General features: G+C 35.7%; 20 protein-coding genes and 2 other annotated features. Of the genes, 6 read left to right on the forward strand and 14 right to left on the reverse strand.

The window, feature by feature from the left end; all coding sequences use genetic code 11:
• Window positions 1–132: 132 nt before the first annotated feature.
• Together C564_RS0115010 and C564_RS0115015 are read right to left on the reverse strand one after the other, a co-directional pair.
• Window positions 133–684: a delta-aminolevulinic acid dehydratase gene (locus C564_RS0115010; protein WP_033794815.1), complete on the reverse strand. Its 552-nt coding sequence runs from the start codon at window positions 682–684 to the stop codon at window positions 133–135.
• A complete protein-coding gene (locus C564_RS0115015; RefSeq protein WP_018765869.1) occupies window positions 685–1,260 on the reverse strand; it encodes a histidine phosphatase family protein in 576 nt (191 codons plus the stop codon). It lies immediately after the preceding gene.
• A gap of 475 nt (window positions 1,261–1,735) precedes the next feature.
• On the opposite strand from C564_RS0115015, the gene C564_RS0115020 reads away from it, so the two are divergent.
• Window positions 1,736–1,858, forward strand: a complete 123-nt coding sequence (locus C564_RS0115020) for a DUF4023 domain-containing protein (protein WP_003200562.1) — start codon at window positions 1,736–1,738, stop codon at window positions 1,856–1,858.
• 40 nt (window positions 1,859–1,898) lie between these two features.
• Here C564_RS0115020 and C564_RS0115025 read toward each other — a convergent pair whose 3' ends face one another.
• The gene (locus C564_RS0115025) at window positions 1,899–3,137 is read right to left on the reverse strand and encodes a TolB family protein (protein ID WP_018765870.1); all 1,239 of its coding nucleotides are present in this window, start codon (window positions 3,135–3,137) and stop codon (window positions 1,899–1,901) included.
• Window positions 3,138–3,268: 131 nt separating this feature from the next.
• Window positions 3,269–3,496, forward strand: a binding site (T-box leader).
• 52 nt (window positions 3,497–3,548) lie between these two features.
• Window positions 3,549–3,776: a binding site (T-box leader), on the forward strand.
• 162 nt (window positions 3,777–3,938) lie between these two features.
• Here C564_RS0115025 and C564_RS0115030 point away from each other — a divergent pair.
• Complete coding sequence (locus C564_RS0115030) at window positions 3,939–5,696, forward strand: aromatic amino acid hydroxylase (protein WP_018765871.1); 1,758 nt, start codon at window positions 3,939–3,941, stop codon at window positions 5,694–5,696.
• Window positions 5,674–5,988 carry a 4a-hydroxytetrahydrobiopterin dehydratase gene (locus C564_RS0115035; RefSeq protein ID WP_026008577.1) on the forward strand — a complete coding sequence of 105 codons (315 nt, stop codon included), beginning with the start codon at window positions 5,674–5,676 and terminating at the stop codon, window positions 5,986–5,988. Before C564_RS0115030 ends, C564_RS0115035 begins: the two co-directional genes overlap by 23 nt.
• Window positions 5,989–6,007: 19 nt before the next feature.
• On the opposite strand, the gene C564_RS0115040 is transcribed toward C564_RS0115035, so the two are convergent.
• Window positions 6,008–6,865: a VOC family protein gene (locus C564_RS0115040; RefSeq protein ID WP_018765873.1), complete on the reverse strand. Its 858-nt coding sequence runs from the start codon at window positions 6,863–6,865 to the stop codon at window positions 6,008–6,010.
• 21 nt (window positions 6,866–6,886) lie between these two features.
• On the reverse strand, window positions 6,887–7,291 hold the full coding sequence (locus C564_RS0115045; protein ID WP_003200553.1) for a DoxX family protein: 405 nt from the start codon (window positions 7,289–7,291) through the stop codon (window positions 6,887–6,889).
• Window positions 7,292–7,449: 158 nt separating this feature from the next.
• Between C564_RS0115045 and C564_RS0115050 the strand changes: the two genes are divergently transcribed.
• A complete protein-coding gene (locus tag C564_RS0115050; RefSeq protein ID WP_003200551.1) occupies window positions 7,450–7,995 on the forward strand; it encodes a helix-turn-helix domain-containing protein in 546 nt (181 codons plus the stop codon).
• Window positions 7,996–8,045: 50 nt separating this feature from the next.
• On the opposite strand, the gene C564_RS0115055 is transcribed toward C564_RS0115050, so the two are convergent.
• Both C564_RS0115055 and C564_RS0115065 read right to left on the reverse strand, forming a co-directional pair.
• A complete protein-coding gene (locus C564_RS0115055) occupies window positions 8,046–8,423 on the reverse strand; it encodes a MaoC family dehydratase (RefSeq protein ID WP_018765874.1) in 378 nt (125 codons plus the stop codon).
• A 421-nt stretch (window positions 8,424–8,844) separates the two neighbouring features.
• Window positions 8,845–9,303, reverse strand: coding sequence for a GNAT family N-acetyltransferase (locus tag C564_RS0115065; RefSeq protein WP_018765876.1), 459 nt, complete (start codon window positions 9,301–9,303; stop codon window positions 8,845–8,847).
• Window positions 9,304–9,952: 649 nt separating this feature from the next.
• Between C564_RS0115065 and C564_RS38425 the strand changes: the two genes are divergently transcribed.
• A complete protein-coding gene (locus C564_RS38425; RefSeq protein WP_157837842.1) occupies window positions 9,953–10,141 on the forward strand; it encodes a CPBP family glutamic-type intramembrane protease in 189 nt (62 codons plus the stop codon).
• Window positions 10,142–10,152: 11 nt separating this feature from the next.
• Here the strand turns inward: C564_RS38425 and C564_RS0115075 are convergent, their stop codons facing one another.
• Entirely contained in the window at window positions 10,153–10,659 is a 507-nt protein-coding gene (locus C564_RS0115075; protein WP_003208566.1) for a GNAT family N-acetyltransferase, read from the reverse strand.
• Between the two features lie 4 nt (window positions 10,660–10,663).
• Window positions 10,664–11,617: a LacI family DNA-binding transcriptional regulator gene (locus tag C564_RS0115080; protein WP_003208567.1), complete on the reverse strand. Its 954-nt coding sequence runs from the start codon at window positions 11,615–11,617 to the stop codon at window positions 10,664–10,666.
• A gap of 115 nt (window positions 11,618–11,732) precedes the next feature.
• Between C564_RS0115080 and C564_RS0115085 the strand changes: the two genes are divergently transcribed.
• Window positions 11,733–12,488, forward strand: coding sequence for an HAD family hydrolase (locus C564_RS0115085; protein WP_018765878.1), 756 nt, complete (start codon window positions 11,733–11,735; stop codon window positions 12,486–12,488).
• Between the two features lie 279 nt (window positions 12,489–12,767).
• Here the strand turns inward: C564_RS0115085 and C564_RS0115090 are convergent, their stop codons facing one another.
• The 5 genes from C564_RS0115090 to mtnN all read right to left on the reverse strand — a co-directional run bounded on the left by C564_RS0115090 (window position 12,768) and on the right by mtnN (window position 18,820).
• Complete coding sequence (locus C564_RS0115090; RefSeq protein WP_003200539.1) at window positions 12,768–12,995, reverse strand: YrhC family protein; 228 nt, start codon at window positions 12,993–12,995, stop codon at window positions 12,768–12,770.
• Window positions 12,996–13,121: 126 nt separating this feature from the next.
• Window positions 13,122–15,725: a bifunctional acetaldehyde-CoA/alcohol dehydrogenase gene (gene adhE, locus C564_RS0115095; protein WP_018765879.1), complete on the reverse strand. Its 2,604-nt coding sequence runs from the start codon at window positions 15,723–15,725 to the stop codon at window positions 13,122–13,124.
• Window positions 15,726–15,981: 256 nt separating this feature from the next.
• On the reverse strand, window positions 15,982–17,115 hold the full coding sequence (locus C564_RS0115100) for a bifunctional cystathionine gamma-lyase/homocysteine desulfhydrase (RefSeq protein WP_003200535.1): 1,134 nt from the start codon (window positions 17,113–17,115) through the stop codon (window positions 15,982–15,984).
• Between the two features lie 3 nt (window positions 17,116–17,118).
• Window positions 17,119–18,042, reverse strand: a complete 924-nt coding sequence (locus C564_RS0115105) for an O-acetylserine dependent cystathionine beta-synthase (protein ID WP_018765880.1) — start codon at window positions 18,040–18,042, stop codon at window positions 17,119–17,121.
• An 82-nt stretch (window positions 18,043–18,124) separates the two neighbouring features.
• Window positions 18,125–18,820 carry a 5'-methylthioadenosine/S-adenosylhomocysteine nucleosidase gene (mtnN, locus tag C564_RS0115110; protein WP_018765881.1) on the reverse strand — a complete coding sequence of 232 codons (696 nt, stop codon included), beginning with the start codon at window positions 18,818–18,820 and terminating at the stop codon, window positions 18,125–18,127.
• Window positions 18,821–18,827: the final 7 nt, after the last annotated feature.

Here is an 18,827-nt window from a genome sequence, read left to right on the forward strand (position 1 = left end):
AGTTGCTTTTATTTCCTTGCAAAAAACTTGAAAATATCATACCATAATTGATAATGATTTTCATTATTTTCCACAAAAAAAATTATGCGGTAAATGTGAAACGTGCTTATCCTATATTCGGATAAGCACGTTTCATTCTCTATATAATTCAAATGTAAGAGTCCCGTTATCTAATGATTTTGCATCTTGAAATGCATCATCTATTGTTCTTTGATGATTAATAAGCCCGTAAAATAAACGCATTGTAAACATAAGTGCTGCATTTCCATCCACATAGTCTGTTGAGCCTATATAAGCTTTTACACCACTATTTAAAAATGCTGTCGCAAGTTTTGGATCTCCTAAAGTACACCCGCTATTGATAATATACTTGTTATGCAATTTTGCATATTGTTTAATTTCAGTTACACCAAAGTTTCCTCTCAGCTCATCTTTCTCATATACATCTTCCCCTAATTCTTCCATTACAAATTCTCCTTCTTCACCATGAAAGCAAAAGATAATATAATCTATATCTTCATACAAACTTTTCCCTGAAAGAACATCCATCAAATCCCGCGGTCGACCAATCCAATATGTAATAACTCTTGCTCCAAAATACTCAAGCGTCGCTCGAAGCGATTGTGCTTCTAAATCTGAATTATCGCCAACTACTAACGCAATATTCAAATAAAAAACCTCCATTCATAAGTTCATTTTATATATACCTGTTTCTTCTAAAAAATCCTCTCTGGTTAGAACTAAATTTTGTAAATACTGCCTATATGCTGTAATCGTTCCATCGTGTGAAACGATACAAATTCTTTCTGTATGTAATGTATAACACCAATCGATGAATTCATCTGCTATATTCTGAAATTCCTTCTCTGAAATCGTATTTATCCCCTGATTCCATAACATATCGTTTGTATTTTCTCTTAAAGAAAAACTAGGAAATAACTCTTGAATTACCTTTGTATCTAACAACCTGTCACACGGCAATGTTCTCGCTCCTTCACGATAAGGGAAAATGCGTGGAGAAATATAAGGATGTGTTATTTTGCGGCAAACTACTTGTGAGCTCCATATCGCAGCAGTTTGTAATGTTCGAAGCGTAGGACTCGCTATTAATACATCGCTTTCTTGTAGTGGTAAACTACTTTGAAGTAACAATGCTTGTTTTTCGCCTTCTTTTGTCAAAGCTGGATTCTCTAATTGCAAGCTCATAGGTAAATCTTTTGTATGTGTTCCCTCGCCATGCCTTATGAAAATAAGTTTCATAGTTTTAGTCCTTTCTATGAAAATAAATATATCTTTCTATCTTTTCTCCTTTCTCTTCTATATTCCTTTTGCATTATTTTTAATCACAATTATGAATGATGCTGTAAAAAATACCCGACACCCATATTAGCAATTATTACAATAAAATATGTAAACCATTTTTATCCCGCATTAACGGGCAGTAAGACCTCCACCTCAAAATTCAGTGAAAGCAAAGAAGTTAGGTGGGGATCAACTGCCCGTAAAAGCCCGATTGGTGAGGGCTAATAATCATCAGTGAGGGATGAAGAAAACCCCCACTGATTAAAGTTTCACTTTATAATTCTTATATATTTAGGGAGGGATTCACAAATGTTTGAAAGCTGAAAAATCTATACAGAGTTATACATTTTTTAATCCGAATACCAATTCATGATTCTCCTCTCAAATGGTTATAGTAACAGAGATAAAACGAAATTCTGAGGAGGATATATCAATGAGTAACTCAAATGATTTTTTAGACACAATACACGAAAAACAAGCGAAAGACGAGCAAAATAGAAAACGCCAAGGGAATGGAAATCCTGGGAAAAAGAAGCCGAATAAAACGCACAAATAACTATAAAAAAGCTGCCTAAAAAATATTCTAGGCAGCTTTTTTAACCTTCTTTTACAGAAATAACTTCCTCCCAATTCCATTTTTCATAATACCACTGGGGGACATCAATATTTTCAATCCATTTCTTCGCTTTCGATCCATCTCCATTCGCCAACCACATATCTGCCTTTTTACGGTCAGAGCGCATCCATGTCAGCTGATTTTCACTTTTTATATAAAGTGGATTGTAATCTCCATATTTTTTTGAAGGAGTTGTAATTTGACGCTGTCGATTTGATTGAATATTTACTTGGTATAAAGAAGGCAATGATCTTTTTTCTTCTTCGTTCGACCATTCCATTTCCTTCGCTCTTGAAAGAGTAATAAGTTCATTATCCTGCCATGTAAAATCCCAATCAACATATCCTTTTGGAGTGAATTTTTCTTGCTGGAGAGCGGGTAATTCCTTTACTTTTAAATGTTTATTCTCTAACGCAAATCTTCCACTTCCTTCAATATAAGCTAATATATTTTTCGATGGAGCCCATTGTATCCATTGGCTGTTTAATAACATTTGATCTACTTTTTCAAAATAACTTCCGTCCGCTTTCAAAAGACAAAGTGTATTACTATCAGCTGACCACGAAGCAGTTGGTACAGCTAAAAAAGCAATCCACTTTTGATTTGGAGACCACTTGAAATCACTTGCAATATAAGCTAAGAAATCTTCCTGCATACTCGGTAATGTATACAGGTGTTTCATTTTATTCGGGTTCATTCCTGCATCCTTTTGTACCTCATATAACTGCGCTCCTGTCCAACCTGTTGGAAGCAACTGAGCCTCAGACGAAACAAGAAATTTCTTTCCGTCTGGATACCATGCATAGTCTCCTACACCCGATGATACATTTTCAAACGTTGCATTCTTCTTCTCTGCATCAAATGTATTTAACGTGCTTGTAAATTCAAATGCAATTATATTCTCTGCCGGTGACCATTGATAATTCGTTGCTTCTGTCTGAGACGGAACAACTTTTTTTCTATCCGCAACACGGTACAATTCAAGCTGATTTTGTTCCTCTCCCTTTGCGTATGCGATCCATTTTCCATCATGTGACCATTTTGGCTTTGTTATGTACTCTCCTTTTGTTATTTGTTTTTCGTTCCCATCGATTTTTATCCAGAGATTATGGTTACGAATAAAAGCTACTTGTATATTTTTTGTTTCAGCTTGAACAGTAGGCACGGCTTCACATAAGCAGCAAACACAAACAATCAAAATAATTATTTTTCTCCACATCTTTTCCTATCCTCCTATAGATAATTCCCACTTATCGTTCCCCTTATCTACTATATTTAAATAAAATTATTGTTGACAACTATTCAAATGTAGTTTTATAATACAAAACATAGTTTAGTTGAACGAATTATATATCGGCTTTGAAGGAAACCTAGTAGCGACTTATATCCCTGACTCAGAGAACTGATGGTTGGTGCAAATCAGTACATATACAAGCGTGAATTACAATTCTGGAGCTTCTTTCCCGTAGTGCAATTATGCATGAAGAGAAAGACGGATCTTTCCGTTATCTTAAAGTAAGTGGTAAACAATTTTTTGTTTACAAGTAGGGTGGTACCGCGATTTCTATCGTCCCTATCGGATTTTCCGATAGGGGCTTTTTTGCGTCTTCCCCTTTTAAACAATTTCATATATTACGCGTTGAAAGAATCGCAGTAGTAACTTATATCCCTGTTTCAGAGAGCTGATGTTTGGTGCGAATCAGTACATATACAAGTGCGAATTACAATTCTGGAGTTTCTTTTTCGTAGTGCTATTTTTGCATGAAGGAAAAGACGGATTTTTCCGTTATCAGTAACTGAGAAGTAGGTGGATTTTCACTTACAAATAGGGTGGTACCGCGATTTCTTCGCCCCTATCGGATTTTCCGATAGGGGCTTTTTCTATTTCTCACAAAAACAAATGTTAAATAATTCCGAATCTTATGATAAAATTTTATAAGCGCTTACATTAATTGAAAGGGGGTGATATACCCAAAAGTAATCACAGCAGTTTTTACAGATAAAAAAGGAGGATGTATTAATGACAAAGAAAACAGAAATTCCATCACATTTAAAACCATTTGTATCCACACAGCATTACGATCAGTACACACCGGTTAATCACGCTGTGTGGCGTTACATTATGAGACAAAACCATAACTTTTTAAAAGATGTTGCTCATCCAGCCTATGTTAACGGACTACAATCATCTGGTATTAATATAGATGCAATTCCAAAGGTTGAAGAAATGAATGAATGCTTAGCACCAAGTGGTTGGGGTGCAGTAACGATTGACGGCCTTATTCCCGGCGTAGCGTTCTTTGATTTCCAAGGACATGGTTTATTACCAATCGCAACAGATATTCGTAAAGTGGAAAACATTGAATATACTCCAGCTCCTGATATCGTTCACGAAGCAGCTGGACATGCACCGATTTTACTTGATCCTACATATGCAAAATATGTAAAACGATTTGGCCAAATTGGAGCAAAAGCATTTTCAACTAAAGAAGAACACGATGCTTTTGAAGCTGTGCGTACTTTGACAATTGTGAAAGAAAGTCCAACTTCTACACCAGAAGAAGTTGCAGCAGCTGAAAAAGAAGTTGTCGAAAAGCAAAAGCTTGTTTCTGGCTTATCAGAAGCGGAACAAATTTCTCGCCTTTTCTGGTGGACAGTCGAGTACGGCTTAATTGGAGATATAAATAACCCAAAAATTTACGGTGCCGGTCTTCTCTCCTCTGTCGGTGAGAGCAAACATTGTTTAACAGATGCTGTAGAAAAAGTCGCATTCTCAATTGAAGCTTGTACAAAAACGACCTATGATGTTACAAAAATGCAACCACAGCTATTTGTATGCAAGTCATTTGAAGAATTAACAGAGGCACTTGAGAACTTCTCTGAAACAATGGCTTTTAAAACAGGTGACGCAGAAGGATTAGAAAAAGCAATTCGTTCTGAAAACAATGCAACTGCTCAATTAAGTAGTGGGTTACAAATTACAGGTACATTTGCAGAAAAGATTCAAAATGATGCAGGTAGAGTGATTTACATGAAAACAAATACACCGACTGCATTAGCACTAAACAATAAACAACTACCGAATCATTCTACAGCTGTACATCAAGATGGATTTGGTACACCAGTTGGTTTATTAGAAGGCAATGTTTCACTCGAAGATTGCACAGATGAGGAGTTACAAGCATTAGGCATTATCATTGGTAATCGTACGGAACTATACTTTGCAAGCGGTGTTCATGTAAAAGGAACAGTAACCGATATTGTGAAAAACGATGAAAAAATCGCTCTTATTTCATTTACAGATTGCACAGTGGTTTACAAAGATCGTCTATTATTTGATGCTTCATGGGGAGCTTTTGACATGGCAGTTGGTTCAAAAATCACTTCTGTATTCCCAGGCGCAGCCGATGCAGCCGCATTCTTCGAAGTGACTGAAGAAGTAGAAGAAACACCAGAACCACTTACATTAACTGAGCTTGATCGTATGTATCAAACCGTTCGTGATATTCGAAATGAAGGTGTGTTACAAGATTCACATGTGGAACAATTAATAGCAATTCAAGAGGTACTAAATAAGTTCTATACGAAAGAATGGTTACTTCGCCTTGAAATTTTAGAATTACTTTTAGAGCATAACAAAGGACACGACGCATCTACTGCTCTATTACAACAACTTTCTACTTTTACAGAAAATGAATCTGTAAAACGTTTGATTAGCAATGGTCTTGCCCTACTCTCAATAAAGGATGTGAACAATAATGCAACGACTAACAGATGAAGAAGTGCAAGAGGAATTAGCAAAGCTAGATAAATGGACAGTGAAAGATGAAAAATGGATTGAAAGAAAATATATGTTTTCCGACTACTTAAAAGGTGTCGAATTTGTCTCTGAAGCCGCCAAACTATCAGAAGAACACAATCACCATCCATTTATCCTTATCCAGTATAAAGCAGTCATTATTACTTTGTCATCCTGGAATGCAAAAGGTTTAACAAAACTTGATTTCGAGCTAGCAAGACAGTTTAATCAACTCTTTTTACAAAATGAAAAAGCAATTATAAGAAAGTAAAAAAAGGAGAAGCCTTTATTTAGGCTTCTCCTTTTACAATCAATTGAATACAGTGACCAAACGGATCTTCTACTTGCATTATTCCATCTTTATACGTAGCAATCGCGCCAATATATTTTAAGCTTTCACACACTTGCTCTTTTTCTTTTTCATCTACTAGTACAATTGTGAAATATTTCAAGCCAACGGAATTTGGCATTTGCGGCGGCACACCTTCACCTTGCCATGTATTTAAACCAACATGGTGATGATAGCCACCTGCTGAAACAAATAATGCACCATTTCGGACTGGAATCGTCACTTCAAATCCAAGCCCATCTACATAAAAACGTTTTGCTTCTTCTAAATCAGCAACATGTAAATGGATATGTCCCATTACTGTTCCGCTTGGAAATCCATTCCACTCATTTCCTTGTTGTAATAATCCGTCTCCATCTAATGGGTTGCTAACAAACGGAAGCTCTCCCTTTTCATCACGCCATACTTCTCTTTGACGATCATGATAAATTTCGATTCCATTTCCATCTGGGTCAGCTAAATAAATTGCTTCGCTAAAGTAATGATCTGCCCCGCCATGTAACGGATACACTTTCTGCACAAGATGAAGAAGAATATTTGCTAAATCTTGTCTACTTGGTAGTAAGATTGCAAAGTGATATAAACCAGTGCGACTTCTTTGTTTTGGAAGAGCATTTTCTTTCTCTTCTATTATAAGAAGTGGTTCATTACTTTCATTACCAAGTGTAGCGATATGCTCCTCTTCTCTTACCACTTTCAATCGTAACACATCTGTATAAAATGCTAGAGACTGTTGTAAGTTCGATACATATAAATGAACTGCACCGAGTGTTGTACTGGGATGAAGTCGAAAGTCCATATTGTTATGCCCCCATTTCGATTAGTCTTTTTTGAATACAGTTGCTTTTAAGAAGTTATCTACAAAACCTTCAGCTTTAACAACGAATAAGTAAAGACCCATTGCCAACAATGCAAGGTCTAATTCGTATCCTGGATTCTTTCCATCTCCTAATAAACCAGCAGACCATTTTACTTTTACAATTGCTCCAACTAAAATAAGTGCGAATAATAATCCAATATAACGTACACCTAAACCGATAATCAATAACAGACCACCAACTAATTCTACTGTCGCTACGCCGTATGCAAGAGCACCTGGTAAACCAATGCTTGTAAACCATCCTGCAATATTATCAATGCCTGATTGGAACTTTGCCAAACCATGCATAAAAAACGTTACTCCTAATACGATACGAATAATTAAATTACCAATATGTTGATTCATTTTGTTCTCTCCTTTTGAGTTTTATAACACAAAACTTTTGTTTACATTACAAAACATACAATAATTTTTTTTATTCGTCAATTTATTTTTCTTGAGAAAAAAATGTTTTTTTTTGCTATGATACAAATAGTTGTCTACAAAAAAGGAGCTTGATTATTATGAATATCGGTTCTGCAATACGTGAAATTCGTCAGCGCAGAGGCGTCACTATCGCCCAAATTTGTGAAGGAACAGGACTTTCTAAAGGTTTTATGAGCCAGGTCGAGAATAATAAAACTTCTCCATCTATCTCAACTTTAGAAACAATTTCCAAATTTTTAAACGTTCCTCTCCCTTATTTATTACTTGAGCAAAAAGATCACATGAAAATTGTAAAAAAGGAAGAACGAAAATACAGTGTGTATGGAAAAGATGAACAAAGGATTGAACATGTCGCTGAGCAAGGAGGCCTTCGTTTATCTTTAGTAGAAATCCCAGCTGGATTCCCAAAAGAAAATATACCAAATGCTCATGAAGGTGAAGAATGCCATCTTGTTTTGCGCGGTAAATTAGAAGTACAGCACGGAGAAGATATCGCGATTGTGGAAGAAGGAGATTCTTTCTCCTGGAGTGCATGTGTGCCACATATTGTGCGTAATATTGGCGAAGACTCCGCATTATTACTCATCTCGAGCCATGCTGAAAATCGAAAACGTGTATATTAAAATGCAATGCAAAAAGCCTGTTTTCAAAAATGAAAAACAGGCTTTTTGCATTATTCTCGTATAATTCCATAGCTTGATCCTACTAATACTTCTTTCCCTTTTTGATTACGATAAATCGACTCTATCGATACCTTTTTGCACCCTTCCATTTGTTCCACACTTGTAAGAGTTACATCACAAGTAATTGTATCTCCAGTAAAAACAGGCCTGATGAATTCACTTACTAATTCCCGTGCTATGTAATGTACCTCTCCACCAATTTTCGTTCCAATACTTGCAGTTAATAACCCATGCACCATTAAACGTCCCTGCTCATCATGTTCCATATGATGTCTCCCTTTATCACCTGTAAGATGAGCAAATTCTAAAACTTCTTCTTCTGTAAATGTTCTTTCATACTGAAATGTATCGCCTACTTTAATATTCATTTTTATCCTCCTTTTAAAATTTCTGAATTTTCTTTATTATTTTACCACAAAATGAATAGACCTTCATTTTAATCACTAAAAGTATCGTTACAAACTGTTAATAATTAACATTTTCATGTTATTATTTAAGTATCTTTGGTGAAATTGGAGGTCTTAACAATGACATTTGAATTAGTTAGTGGCATATTATTGGCAGTTTCATTACTCTTCTATTCCACATTAGAAGTTTGGCTTGCTCCCAATAATAACTCCTTCTTTAAAGGTTTCAAAAAGAAAATGATATTCCTACTCCCCTTGTTTACTCTCTCATTCGCAATTCACTACTTCTTTTTTGTACAATAAAATAGTTTATCTGTGTAAATACAAAAGGATCGCTATCGTCTAGCAATCCTTTTTACACGCTTTCTATTATCTAATGGGATTATCGATGTCCTGCTTTTTTCGCTTCATTATAACCATAATAAGCACACGTCCCATTTTGAGATAAATCCCGCACCTCAAAACCACAACTACGATAAAAATCAAAATTATTCGCAGAAGTATGAGCAAACCAATCTCCATGAGGGAGTTTCTGCATACAAAGGGAAACGAGCTTCTTTCCTAATCCTTTTCCTCTATATTCATACTTCACAACTAAATCCATAATATTTGCAGCCATTATCTGATCAGAAATAACACGAACCATCGCAATCATTTCTTCCTCATCCCAAATTGTAAAAGCCCACGTAGAATTTTCAAATGCTATCGTAAATTTTTCAATTTGCCAAGATGGAATGCTATTGTTACTCCAGCCCGCATCTTCAAATAAACTTTTAATTGCATAAGCTGGCACACCTGTCGTTCCTTCTCGAATAATGAGTCCATTATGATAAATATACAATCCCATTCCCCCTTTTATTGTTATATACTATTCTTTAAAAGTTGAATATTACCTTTTTAAAAGGAGAAAAAGATGAAGGGATTTTTATTATTCTTTTACACTTCTTATGATTACTATACAAACTACTAATATAGCATTCTTTTGTTTATGGATCCTTACATTACTACTTCTACTACTAAAAAAGAAAAACTATCATCATTTCATATGGATTACTCTATTATTTGGGAGTGGATTCTTTCTCTATTTATTTACTATGGATCAAATTTCCTTTTCTTCAAGAGAACTAACAATTATTGTGAAACGTCTTTGCCTACTTCTTGTTTTTGTGCCATTTCTCATAGATGCTCTTGTACGCAAACAGCGAATATCTCTAAATTAGAATCAACCAAAATGGAACAATACTTTGCACATGCCTTTTATTTGGAGTGGTCCTCATCAAGTTAAAATTTATATATTTCTTATCATCGCGATTTCTATTAACATCGTCACCTTTACACCTTTTCTACTACAAAAAGAAATATCTTATATACAACATATCATGCTATTTGCCGTATTGTTTTCTATTATCAATGGCGTATTAGAAGAATGTATTTGGCAGGGAATCCTACTACATCAGTTTACAAATCAGTTTGATGAAAAATAGGCTATTTTGCTTACAAGCATTGGTTTTGGTTTACAGCATTACTCCTTAGGTTTTTCTTGGAGTGTTTCCACCGCTTTTATTATAGCTGGTATATTTTATGGAGGAATAGTTGTGAAATCAAATAGTATCATTCCAGCTATTATATGGCATGTAATTTTAAACATATTAATGGTATTTAGTAGTCTCATTCTTTAAAAGAGCAGGATTTATCCTGTTCTTTTAATTGCATATACAAGAACATCTATTCCATGAAATGATGCTGTCTTCTCATAACTCATTCCTGTTTTTCGGGCAACAAAGATAGAAGCAGGATGATCTGGATTAATAAGAGAAATGAGCTTATTCAAACTTAACACTTGAAAACCATAATCTCGAAAAGCTGTTGCTGCTTCCTTTGCATATCCCTTTCCCCAATACTCTGGAAGTAACCAGTACCCAATTTCAATTTCTTCTCTTCCATCTACTTGTTGCCTAACGAGTCCTGCGTGACCAATTGGTGTATCTGTTTCCTTTTCAATCATTAAAAATAATCCTAAACCGTTTTTATAACTAGGAAGAACCCAGCTTTCAAGACTTTTTTTACACTGCATATATGTTTTCGGAGTTCCGTTCCCAATGTAACGCATCACTTTCTCATTTCCCCATAAAGAAGCGTAAAAATCTAAATCGGTCATTGTATATTTGCGAAATTGCAAACGATCTGTATGGAACATACTCCTACTCCTTTCTTGTAGATTCTCTTTCTATAACTGAAATAGGCAATTGTATACGTTGTATATGCTCTCCTCGTAATTGTTTATGCAATAATACGATAGTATTCTTTGCCATACTTTTGATGGAGGTATTGATCGTTGTTATATTAGGGTGCATTATCATGGAGATCTCTTGATTATCAAATCCCATAACACCAAAATCTTGTGGGATACGAATTCTTAATCGCTGCGCTTCCATAATGATTCCAGCAGCTATCTCATCACTGCCTGTAAAAATTGCATCAGGAGCATTTTTCATGGATTGAATGACATGTATAACATTCTTTCCATCCTTCAGTCCACAGCAATTCGAAAATACCCATTCTTGCTGCAACTGTAGGCCATGCTCCTTTAAAGCTCGTTTATATCCTTGGTATCTCTGTCTCTGCGCTTTACTTTTTAATGTATCGTAACAAAATCCTATACGTGTATATCCATTTTCAAAAAGGTGCTTCGTTCCTATATAACCTGCTAACTCTTCATCAAATTGAACTGTGGATACGAATTCTGTTTCTACATGTTCATTACAGATAACAATTGCTCCTGAAGAGACCGCACGTTCTATTTCCTCTATTGGCAAAGAAAGTGTAGTAAAAATAAACCCATCTAACTTCTTCGTCCTAATATATTGTAAAAATTCTCTTTCTCTCTCAACTTCATAATTTGATTGTAATATCACGACATCATAACAATCTATTTTTAAAATACCACTTAACTCTTGGATTAACTGACTAAAGAAGGGATGATGTAAATTTGGTACGACTACACCGATTAAATTTGTTTGCAGACGACGTAAATCTTTCGCCGTTGCCACAGGTACATAATTTTTTTCATCAATAATCGCTTGCACTTTCGCCCTTAATTCTGGACGTACATACGGATGATGATTGATTACACGGGAAACCGTTGCTTTAGACACTCCAGCTAATTTCGCGATATCTTCAATTGTAGAAATCTTAACTCCCCCCTTGACCTGTAATGCATTTCAGAATGTACAGTATATGGTAACTATTATAAACGAGGTGACATGAAATATGGGGAAAATTCAAATTTCAGGAAAAATTATTGAAACAAAGGCAGTTGCCTTTGATAAAGATGGTACGTTATTTCAAGCTACTCCATTTTGGCAGGAAATTGATAGACTGCGAAAATCCAAATTTTCACAAGTTGTTGGTAAAAAGTATGAACCACTTTGGGAAAAAGCAGTTGGATTTGTCCCTCCAAACCAAGTTGATTTTAAAGGCCTATTAGCGGTCGCATCTGAAGAAGAAGAAATAATTGTTGTCGCGAGCCTTTTATATCAAATCAAAAAATATCCATGGCATCGTTGCAAAGAACTCGCTACTACCATATTTGAAAAAAGTAATGAACAATTATCCATTGAACAAGCTTTTCATCCTATTCAAGGGGTAACTGAATGCATCATTTCTTTGCAAAAAGAAGGAATATACACAGGTATTCTTACCTCAGATAATAAGGTGAGAACAAAAAAGTGTATTGATTTACTTAACATACCATCTTTTCAATTTCTCTTTACGCCAGAAGATGTAGAAAACGGAAAGCCTTACCCAGAAATGATTACAAAAGCATGTGAACAACTTGCCATTAAGTCAAATGAACTAGTAATGATTGGAGATACTGTTGTGGATGTAAAAATGGCCAAAGATGCCGGAAGTATCGCTGTCGGTATTGCAAATCATGAACATGCTATAAAAGAACTAACACCTTATGCAGATTTTATTATTACCGATTACAATGATATACAAGTTTTAACAAAAAAAAGACAGTAGACAAAGCTTGTCTACTGCACCCATATCATAACTAGTATAAAGAAAACTACAGTTGAGGGGGGGGATTTTCAGTTATACACTAGATATTTATGTTGTTCTAACAACGGACAAGAACTTCCGTTCACAAATGACCTTGAATTAGAACTTAGGTCTATTATATTTTAATTGATAAAGATTATCATTGTCAATATAAAACACATACATTTTCTAGAAATTTTACTTATACGAAAAAACGCTACAAAAAGATACACTCTTTTCGTAGCGTTTCATCTATCAATCTTATTCATACTCGTTCTCCTCTAACCTGTCACGCAATACTTTAACACGCTTGAAAAAGAAAAATGACATCCCTAAAAATAAAACAATAACACCCATCATCGCAAAGGATTGTACAGTTTCTCTTCCTCCATTTGGGATTAATAAACCAATCATTAAAAATGTGGCTAGCGCAAGAAGAACTTGACCGAAGCGAATATAATCTGCTATTTTCTGTTGTAATTCTTTCATACTTCTACCACTCCTCCCTCTCACTCTATCATATTCTAATCGTTTCTGAGGCAAGTAAATACAGCCAATGAGGGAGATGTTTTCCAAAGTAAAAAGAGCCGCTGCTAAACGGCTCTTTCAAATTTTCTATACACCTTTATAAGCTTGCATATACACTTCTTTCAACTCTGAAATAAGCGGTAATTTCGGATTTGCTGTTGTACATTGATCTTCAAATGCTCGTTCAGAAAGTATATCAACAACCGCTTCAAATGCTTCTTTTTCAATACCTTGGCCAGCAACACTCATATTAATATTTAATTCTTTTCCAAGGGCGATAATAGCTTGTACTAATGATTCCACGCCTTCTTCTACTGTACGTGCTTTAAGACCAAGCATTCTTGCGATATGTGCATAACGCTCATCCGCAACAAAGTGCTCATATTTAGGGAATAGTGCATGTTTTCTTGGTTTAATTGCATTATAGCGAATAACATGCGGCATTAAGATTGCATTAGCACGTCCATGCGGAATATGAAACTCCGGCCCAATTTTATGCGCTAAGCTATGGTTAATACCAAGAAACGCATTGGCAAATGCCATCCCAGCAATTGCTGAAGCATTATGCATTTTTTCACGAGCTTCTTCGTCATTTCCATCTTTATATGCACGTGGTAAATATTTAAAGACAAGATCAATTGCTTTTAAAGCTAATCCATCTGTATAATCGTTTGCCATAATAGATACGTACGCTTCAATCGCATGTGTTAATACGTCCATTCCTGTATCAGCAGTTACATGTGGTGGTACTGTCTTAACGAACTGCGGGTCAACGATTGCAACGTCTGGTGTTAATTCATAATCAGCAAGCGGGTATTTGATATTATTCTTTTTATCTGTAATAACCGCAAATGGTGTCACTTCTGATCCTGTTCCAGATGTTGTAGGAATCGCAACAAACTGCGCTTTAGTTCCTAGTTTTGGATATTTGCATGTACGTTTTCTAATATCTAAAAACTTTTGTTTGATACCAAAGAATTCTGTTTCTGGATGCTCATAAAATAGCCACATTCCTTTTGCTGCATCCATCGCTGATCCGCCGCCAAGAGCAATAATCACGTCTGGCTTGAAGCTTCTCATCATTTCTGCACCTTTAAATACAGTTTCATCTGATGGATCTGGTTCTACTTCAGAGAATATTTCTACTTTTACATCATTTCTATGTTGACCTAAATAATGCGTTACTACATCAATATATCCATGTTGAACCATTCCAGGATCTGTTACAATGAATGCTCGTGAAATGTTTGGCATACTTGCTAAATATTGCGTAGCGTGTTTTTCAAAATAAATTTTTGGTGGCAGCTTGAACCACTGCATATTCTTTTTTCTATTTGCAAGTCTCTTTACGTTCATTAAATGAGTTGCCGTTACGTTTTGAGATACAGAGTTCTTTCCGTATGATCCGCATCCAAGTGTAAGCGATGGAATGAAAGCATTATATATATCACCAATTCCGCCTTGTGCTGACGGAGCATTCACAATAAGACGACATGCTTTCATACGTAAACCAAACTGTTTTTGTACTTCTGTATTTGTAGAATGAATAACTGCAGAATGTCCTAAACCGCCAAGCTCTAACATGTTTTCACAATGCTGCAACCCTTCTTCTAATGAATTTGCTTTTATACAAGCTAATACTGGGCTTAATTTTTCGCGGGATAGCGGATAATTTGCGCCGACTCCTTTAATTTCTGCAACCAGCATTTTTGTATCTTCTGGTACTGCAATTCCTACTAGTGATGCAATGTAGTGAGCAGATTTCCCAACAATATCGCTATTTACTGCACATGTATTTTCATTAATGACAAGTTTCTCTAATTTTTTTCGTTCATCTTCTGTTACAAAATAACAATTGTTTGCTATCATTTCTTGTTTCACATCATTATAGATCTCTTTGTCTACAATAATTGCTTGTTCAGAAGCACAAATCATACCGTTATCAAATGTTTTTGATAAGATTACATCATTCACAGCACGTTTCACATTCGCTGATTTTTCCATATAACATGGAACGTTACCTGGTCCTACTCCTAAAGCTGGTTTACCAGTTGAATATGCTGATTTTACCATTCCTGCTCCTCCTGTTGCCAGAACAAGCGCTACACCTTCATGATTCATTAATTGTTTTGTTGCCTCAACAGAAGGCTTTTCAATCCATTGAATACAGTTCTCTGGTGCACCAACTTTCACTGCAGCATCGCGCACTGTTTTTGCAGCTGCGATAGAACATTGCTGCGCTGAAGGGTGGAATGCAAAAATAATTGGGTTTCTCGTTTTTATCGCAATGATCGCTTTAAACATCGTTGTTGACGTTGGATTTGTTACTGGCGTTACCCCAGCAACCACACCGACCGGCTCTGCAATTTCTATTACTTCCTCATGTGGATCCTCACGAATAATCCCCACTGTTTTGTCATTTTTTATGCTATTCCAAATATATTCAGTTGCAAAAATATTTTTAATACATTTATCCTCATACACACCGCGTCCCGTTTCTTCAACAGCCATTTTTGCAAGCGGCATATGTTGATCCACGCCCGCAAGTGCCATTTCATGTACAATTTTATCAATTTGTTCCTGTGTAAAACCTTCTAATGCTTGTAAAGCTTTTTTACCATTCTTTACTAACGTCTCAATCATTTCTGCCACTTCTTGCGTTTCATTTACAACTTTCTCTTTGACTACCATGTAATTTCCTCCTATTCTGCTATATGGACTTAAATAGACCCTAAGGGTCTTAATACGTCCCTATTAGCGTAAAAAAATAGAGTTACTTTTCCTACATGAATCCAATTATTTGTGAAATATTTCACATATTTATGTGTGAAGTATTATTTCATGATTTTACTATACACGAAATATTTTTAATTGTGTGTGTCTAATTTGTGAAAAGTTTCACAAATTGTATTTAAAAAAACACTGCCTTTTTAGCAGTGCTTTTTTATTATGCTAATGCTTGGGCTAAATCTTCAATTAAATCTTCGCCATCTTCAATACCGACAGAAATACGAATTAATGTATCTGTAATTCCTAGCTCTTTACGACGATCTGCTGGAATAGATGCATGTGTCATTTGAGCTGGAATAGAAATTAAGCTTTCTACTGCTCCTAAACTTTCAGCAAGCGTAAAATACTGCAGTTTCTCAAGTACTTTATTTAGCGTTTTTTCACTATCTACATCGAATGAAATAATTGCACCGTATCCATTCGCTTGTTCAGTTGCTAATGCATGATTCGGATGTGATTCAAGGCCTGGATAGTATACTTTATTAACTTTTGGATGATTATTTAAAAACTCAGCAATCGCGCGTGAATTTATTTCATGTTCTTCCATACGAATTCCTAATGTTTTTAAACCACGAAGTAACAAGAAGCTATCTTGTGGTCCAAGAATACCACCTGTTGAGTTTTGAACGAAATGAAGGTCTTCTGCTAATTGCGCGCTATTAACAACAACTAATCCGGCAACAACATCGCTATGTCCACCTAAATATTTCGTTGCACTGTGAAGTACAATATCTGCTCCTAAAGAAATTGGTGACTGCCAGTATGGCGTCATGAATGTATTATCAATAATTGTTAATAGACCTTTTTCCTTTGCAAATGTAGAAATTTGCTTAATATCTGTAATTTTTAATAATGGATTTGTTGGTGTTTCTACATAAATTGCCTTTGTATTTGGACGTACTGCTTCTGCTACTTCATCTAAATTTGTTGTATCTACAAATGTATGTTCAATACCGAAACGATTCAATACTTTTGTAATCACACGATATGTTCCGCCATATACGTCATCTGTTAAAATGACATGATCTCCTTTTGAGAATAACATAATAGTTGCTGTAATAGCAGCCATTCCTGAACCAAATGCAAATCCTGCATGACCGTTTTCTAATACGGCAATCATTTCTTCTAATGCTGAACGTGTTGGATTACCTGTACGTGAATATTCGTATCCTTGATGTTTACCAACTGCTTCTTGTTTGTACGTACTTGTTTGATAAATCGGTACGTTTACAGATCCAGTTGAAGGTTCTCCTATGCGAATACCATGAATTAACTTTGTTTTTGCTCTCATTTTTTATTCCCACCCTTTGTATATATCTTTACTTAAATAACGCTCACTGCTATCTGGAAAAATCGTTACAATATTTGTACCTGGTTTTGCCGTTTCAGCCTCTAATAGGCTCGCATGAAATGCTGCTCCTGAAGAACTACCAACAAGAAGGCCTTCTTTCTGCGCTAATTCTTTCACACGTCTGAATGCATTTCGATCAGAAATGGTATGAATTTCATCGAAATATGATGATTTTAAAAATGGCGGAATAAATTCAAGACCGATTCCTTCTGTTTCATGTGAACCTGCTTCACCACCATTTAAAATAGATCCTTCTGGTTCTACAATCACCGTTTTAATTTCACGATTTTGTTCTTTTAAATAGGAGGCAGTTCCCATAAATGTACCGCCAGTACCTGCACCTGCTACGAATATGTTAATCTCTCCATCCAACGCTTCCCACAGCTCTGGGCCTAATGTTTTGAAATAGGCACGTGGATTTGCATCATTTGCAAATTGACTTGGAGAGTATGAATTTGGAATTTCTTTTACTAATTCTTTCGCCTTCGCAATTGCGCCTGTCATTCCTTGTTCAGTTGGCGTATGCACAACTGTTGCACCAAGTGCCTTCATCAGCTCTTGCTTTTCAATACTGAATTTTGCTGGAACACAAACAATTACATGTAAATCATGCTCTAGTGCTGCGAGTGCCAGTCCAATGCCAGTATTCCCTGCCGTCGGTTCAATAATTGTTCCCCCTGGCTTTACAAGTCCTTTTGCTAGTGCATCTTCAATCAATTCTCTTCCTAAGCGATCTTTCACGCTTCCACCCGGATTATAAAATTCAAGCTTTGCAAATAAACGAACGCCCTCTGGAAGTGAAAAACGAGTAATTTCTACAATCGGTGTATGACCGATTAATTCATGAACTCCACGATACACCTTCATCGTGTTCTCCTCCTTATTTGCCAATAAAGAAAAGGCAACTGTATGTATCTTCTTTATATGAGACAGTTGCCTTTTTGTTACATTACTTTAACTCTTCTAACACTTTTACAATAAAGTTTGTAGAATGAAGAGCTGCTTGATCTAAAAATTGATCAAATGAAACGTTTGATTCTTTACCAGCAATATCAGAAAGTGCACGAATAATTACAAATGGTACTTTGTATTGATGACATACTTGCGCAACCGCTGCTGCTTCCATTTCTACTGCGTAAAGATTTTCAAATTTATCACGGATTGCTGCAACTCGGTTTGGATCACTCATAAATGAATCCCCTGTTGCAATCATTCCTTTCACAACTTGAATGTTCTCTTCGGATTTCATACATTTCTCAGCTAATGCTATTAGTGCTTCATCCGCTTTAAATCCTGGTGGCATCCCTGGCACTTGACCATATTCGTAATCAAATGCAGTTACATCCACGTCATGATGGCGAACTTCTGTTGAGATGACAACATCCCCAACATTTAAAGATTGATGGAATCCACCAGCTGAGCCTGTATTAATTACTTTTTCAGGTTGGTATCTCTCTAATAAAATTGTCGTCGACATAGCCGCATTTACTTTACCAATACCAGACTTTAACAAGATTACTTCATGTCCTGCTAATGTCCCGTTCGTAAATTCACAACCTGCAACGGTTTCTGTTTCTGCTTGTTCTAATTTGTCACGTAAAATACGTACTTCTTCTTCCATTGCTCCAATTACAGCAATTCTCAATCTAATC

The organism is Bacillus sp. 105MF, from assembly GCF_000374885.1.
GTDB lineage: Bacteria > Bacillota > Bacilli > Bacillales > Bacillaceae_G > Bacillus_A > Bacillus_A pseudomycoides.

What these genes read in the sequence shown, in the direction of transcription:
- C564_RS0115075 (WP_003208566.1), bottom strand. Translation starts at nt 10,659, where the DNA reads ATGTTCCATACAGATCGTTTGCAATTTCGCAAATATACAATGACCGAT.
- C564_RS0115085 (WP_018765878.1), top strand. Translation starts at nt 11,733, where the DNA reads ATGGGGAAAATTCAAATTTCAGGAAAAATTATTGAAACAAAGGCAGTT.
- C564_RS0115055 (WP_018765874.1), bottom strand. Translation starts at nt 8,423, where the DNA reads ATGAATATTAAAGTAGGCGATACATTTCAGTATGAAAGAACATTTACA.
- adhE (WP_018765879.1), bottom strand. Translation starts at nt 15,725, where the DNA reads ATGGTAGTCAAAGAGAAAGTTGTAAATGAAACGCAAGAAGTGGCAGAA.
- C564_RS0115045 (WP_003200553.1), bottom strand. Translation starts at nt 7,291, where the DNA reads ATGAATCAACATATTGGTAATTTAATTATTCGTATCGTATTAGGAGTA.
- C564_RS0115025 (WP_018765870.1), bottom strand. Translation starts at nt 3,137, where the DNA reads ATGTGGAGAAAAATAATTATTTTGATTGTTTGTGTTTGCTGCTTATGT.
- C564_RS0115015 (WP_018765869.1), bottom strand. Translation starts at nt 1,260, where the DNA reads ATGAAACTTATTTTCATAAGGCATGGCGAGGGAACACATACAAAAGAT.
- C564_RS0115090 (WP_003200539.1), bottom strand. Translation starts at nt 12,995, where the DNA reads ATGAAAGAATTACAACAGAAAATAGCAGATTATATTCGCTTCGGTCAA.
- C564_RS0115100 (WP_003200535.1), bottom strand. Translation starts at nt 17,115, where the DNA reads ATGAGAGCAAAAACAAAGTTAATTCATGGTATTCGCATAGGAGAACCT.
- C564_RS0115050 (WP_003200551.1), top strand. Translation starts at nt 7,450, where the DNA reads ATGAATATCGGTTCTGCAATACGTGAAATTCGTCAGCGCAGAGGCGTC.
- C564_RS0115030 (WP_018765871.1), top strand. Translation starts at nt 3,939, where the DNA reads ATGACAAAGAAAACAGAAATTCCATCACATTTAAAACCATTTGTATCC.
- C564_RS0115020 (WP_003200562.1), top strand. Translation starts at nt 1,736, where the DNA reads ATGAGTAACTCAAATGATTTTTTAGACACAATACACGAAAAACAAGCG.
- C564_RS0115105 (WP_018765880.1), bottom strand. Translation starts at nt 18,042, where the DNA reads ATGAAGGTGTATCGTGGAGTTCATGAATTAATCGGTCATACACCGATT.
- C564_RS0115010 (WP_033794815.1), bottom strand. Translation starts at nt 684, where the DNA reads ATGGAGGTTTTTTATTTGAATATTGCGTTAGTAGTTGGCGATAATTCA.
- C564_RS0115040 (WP_018765873.1), bottom strand. Translation starts at nt 6,865, where the DNA reads ATGGACTTTCGACTTCATCCCAGTACAACACTCGGTGCAGTTCATTTA.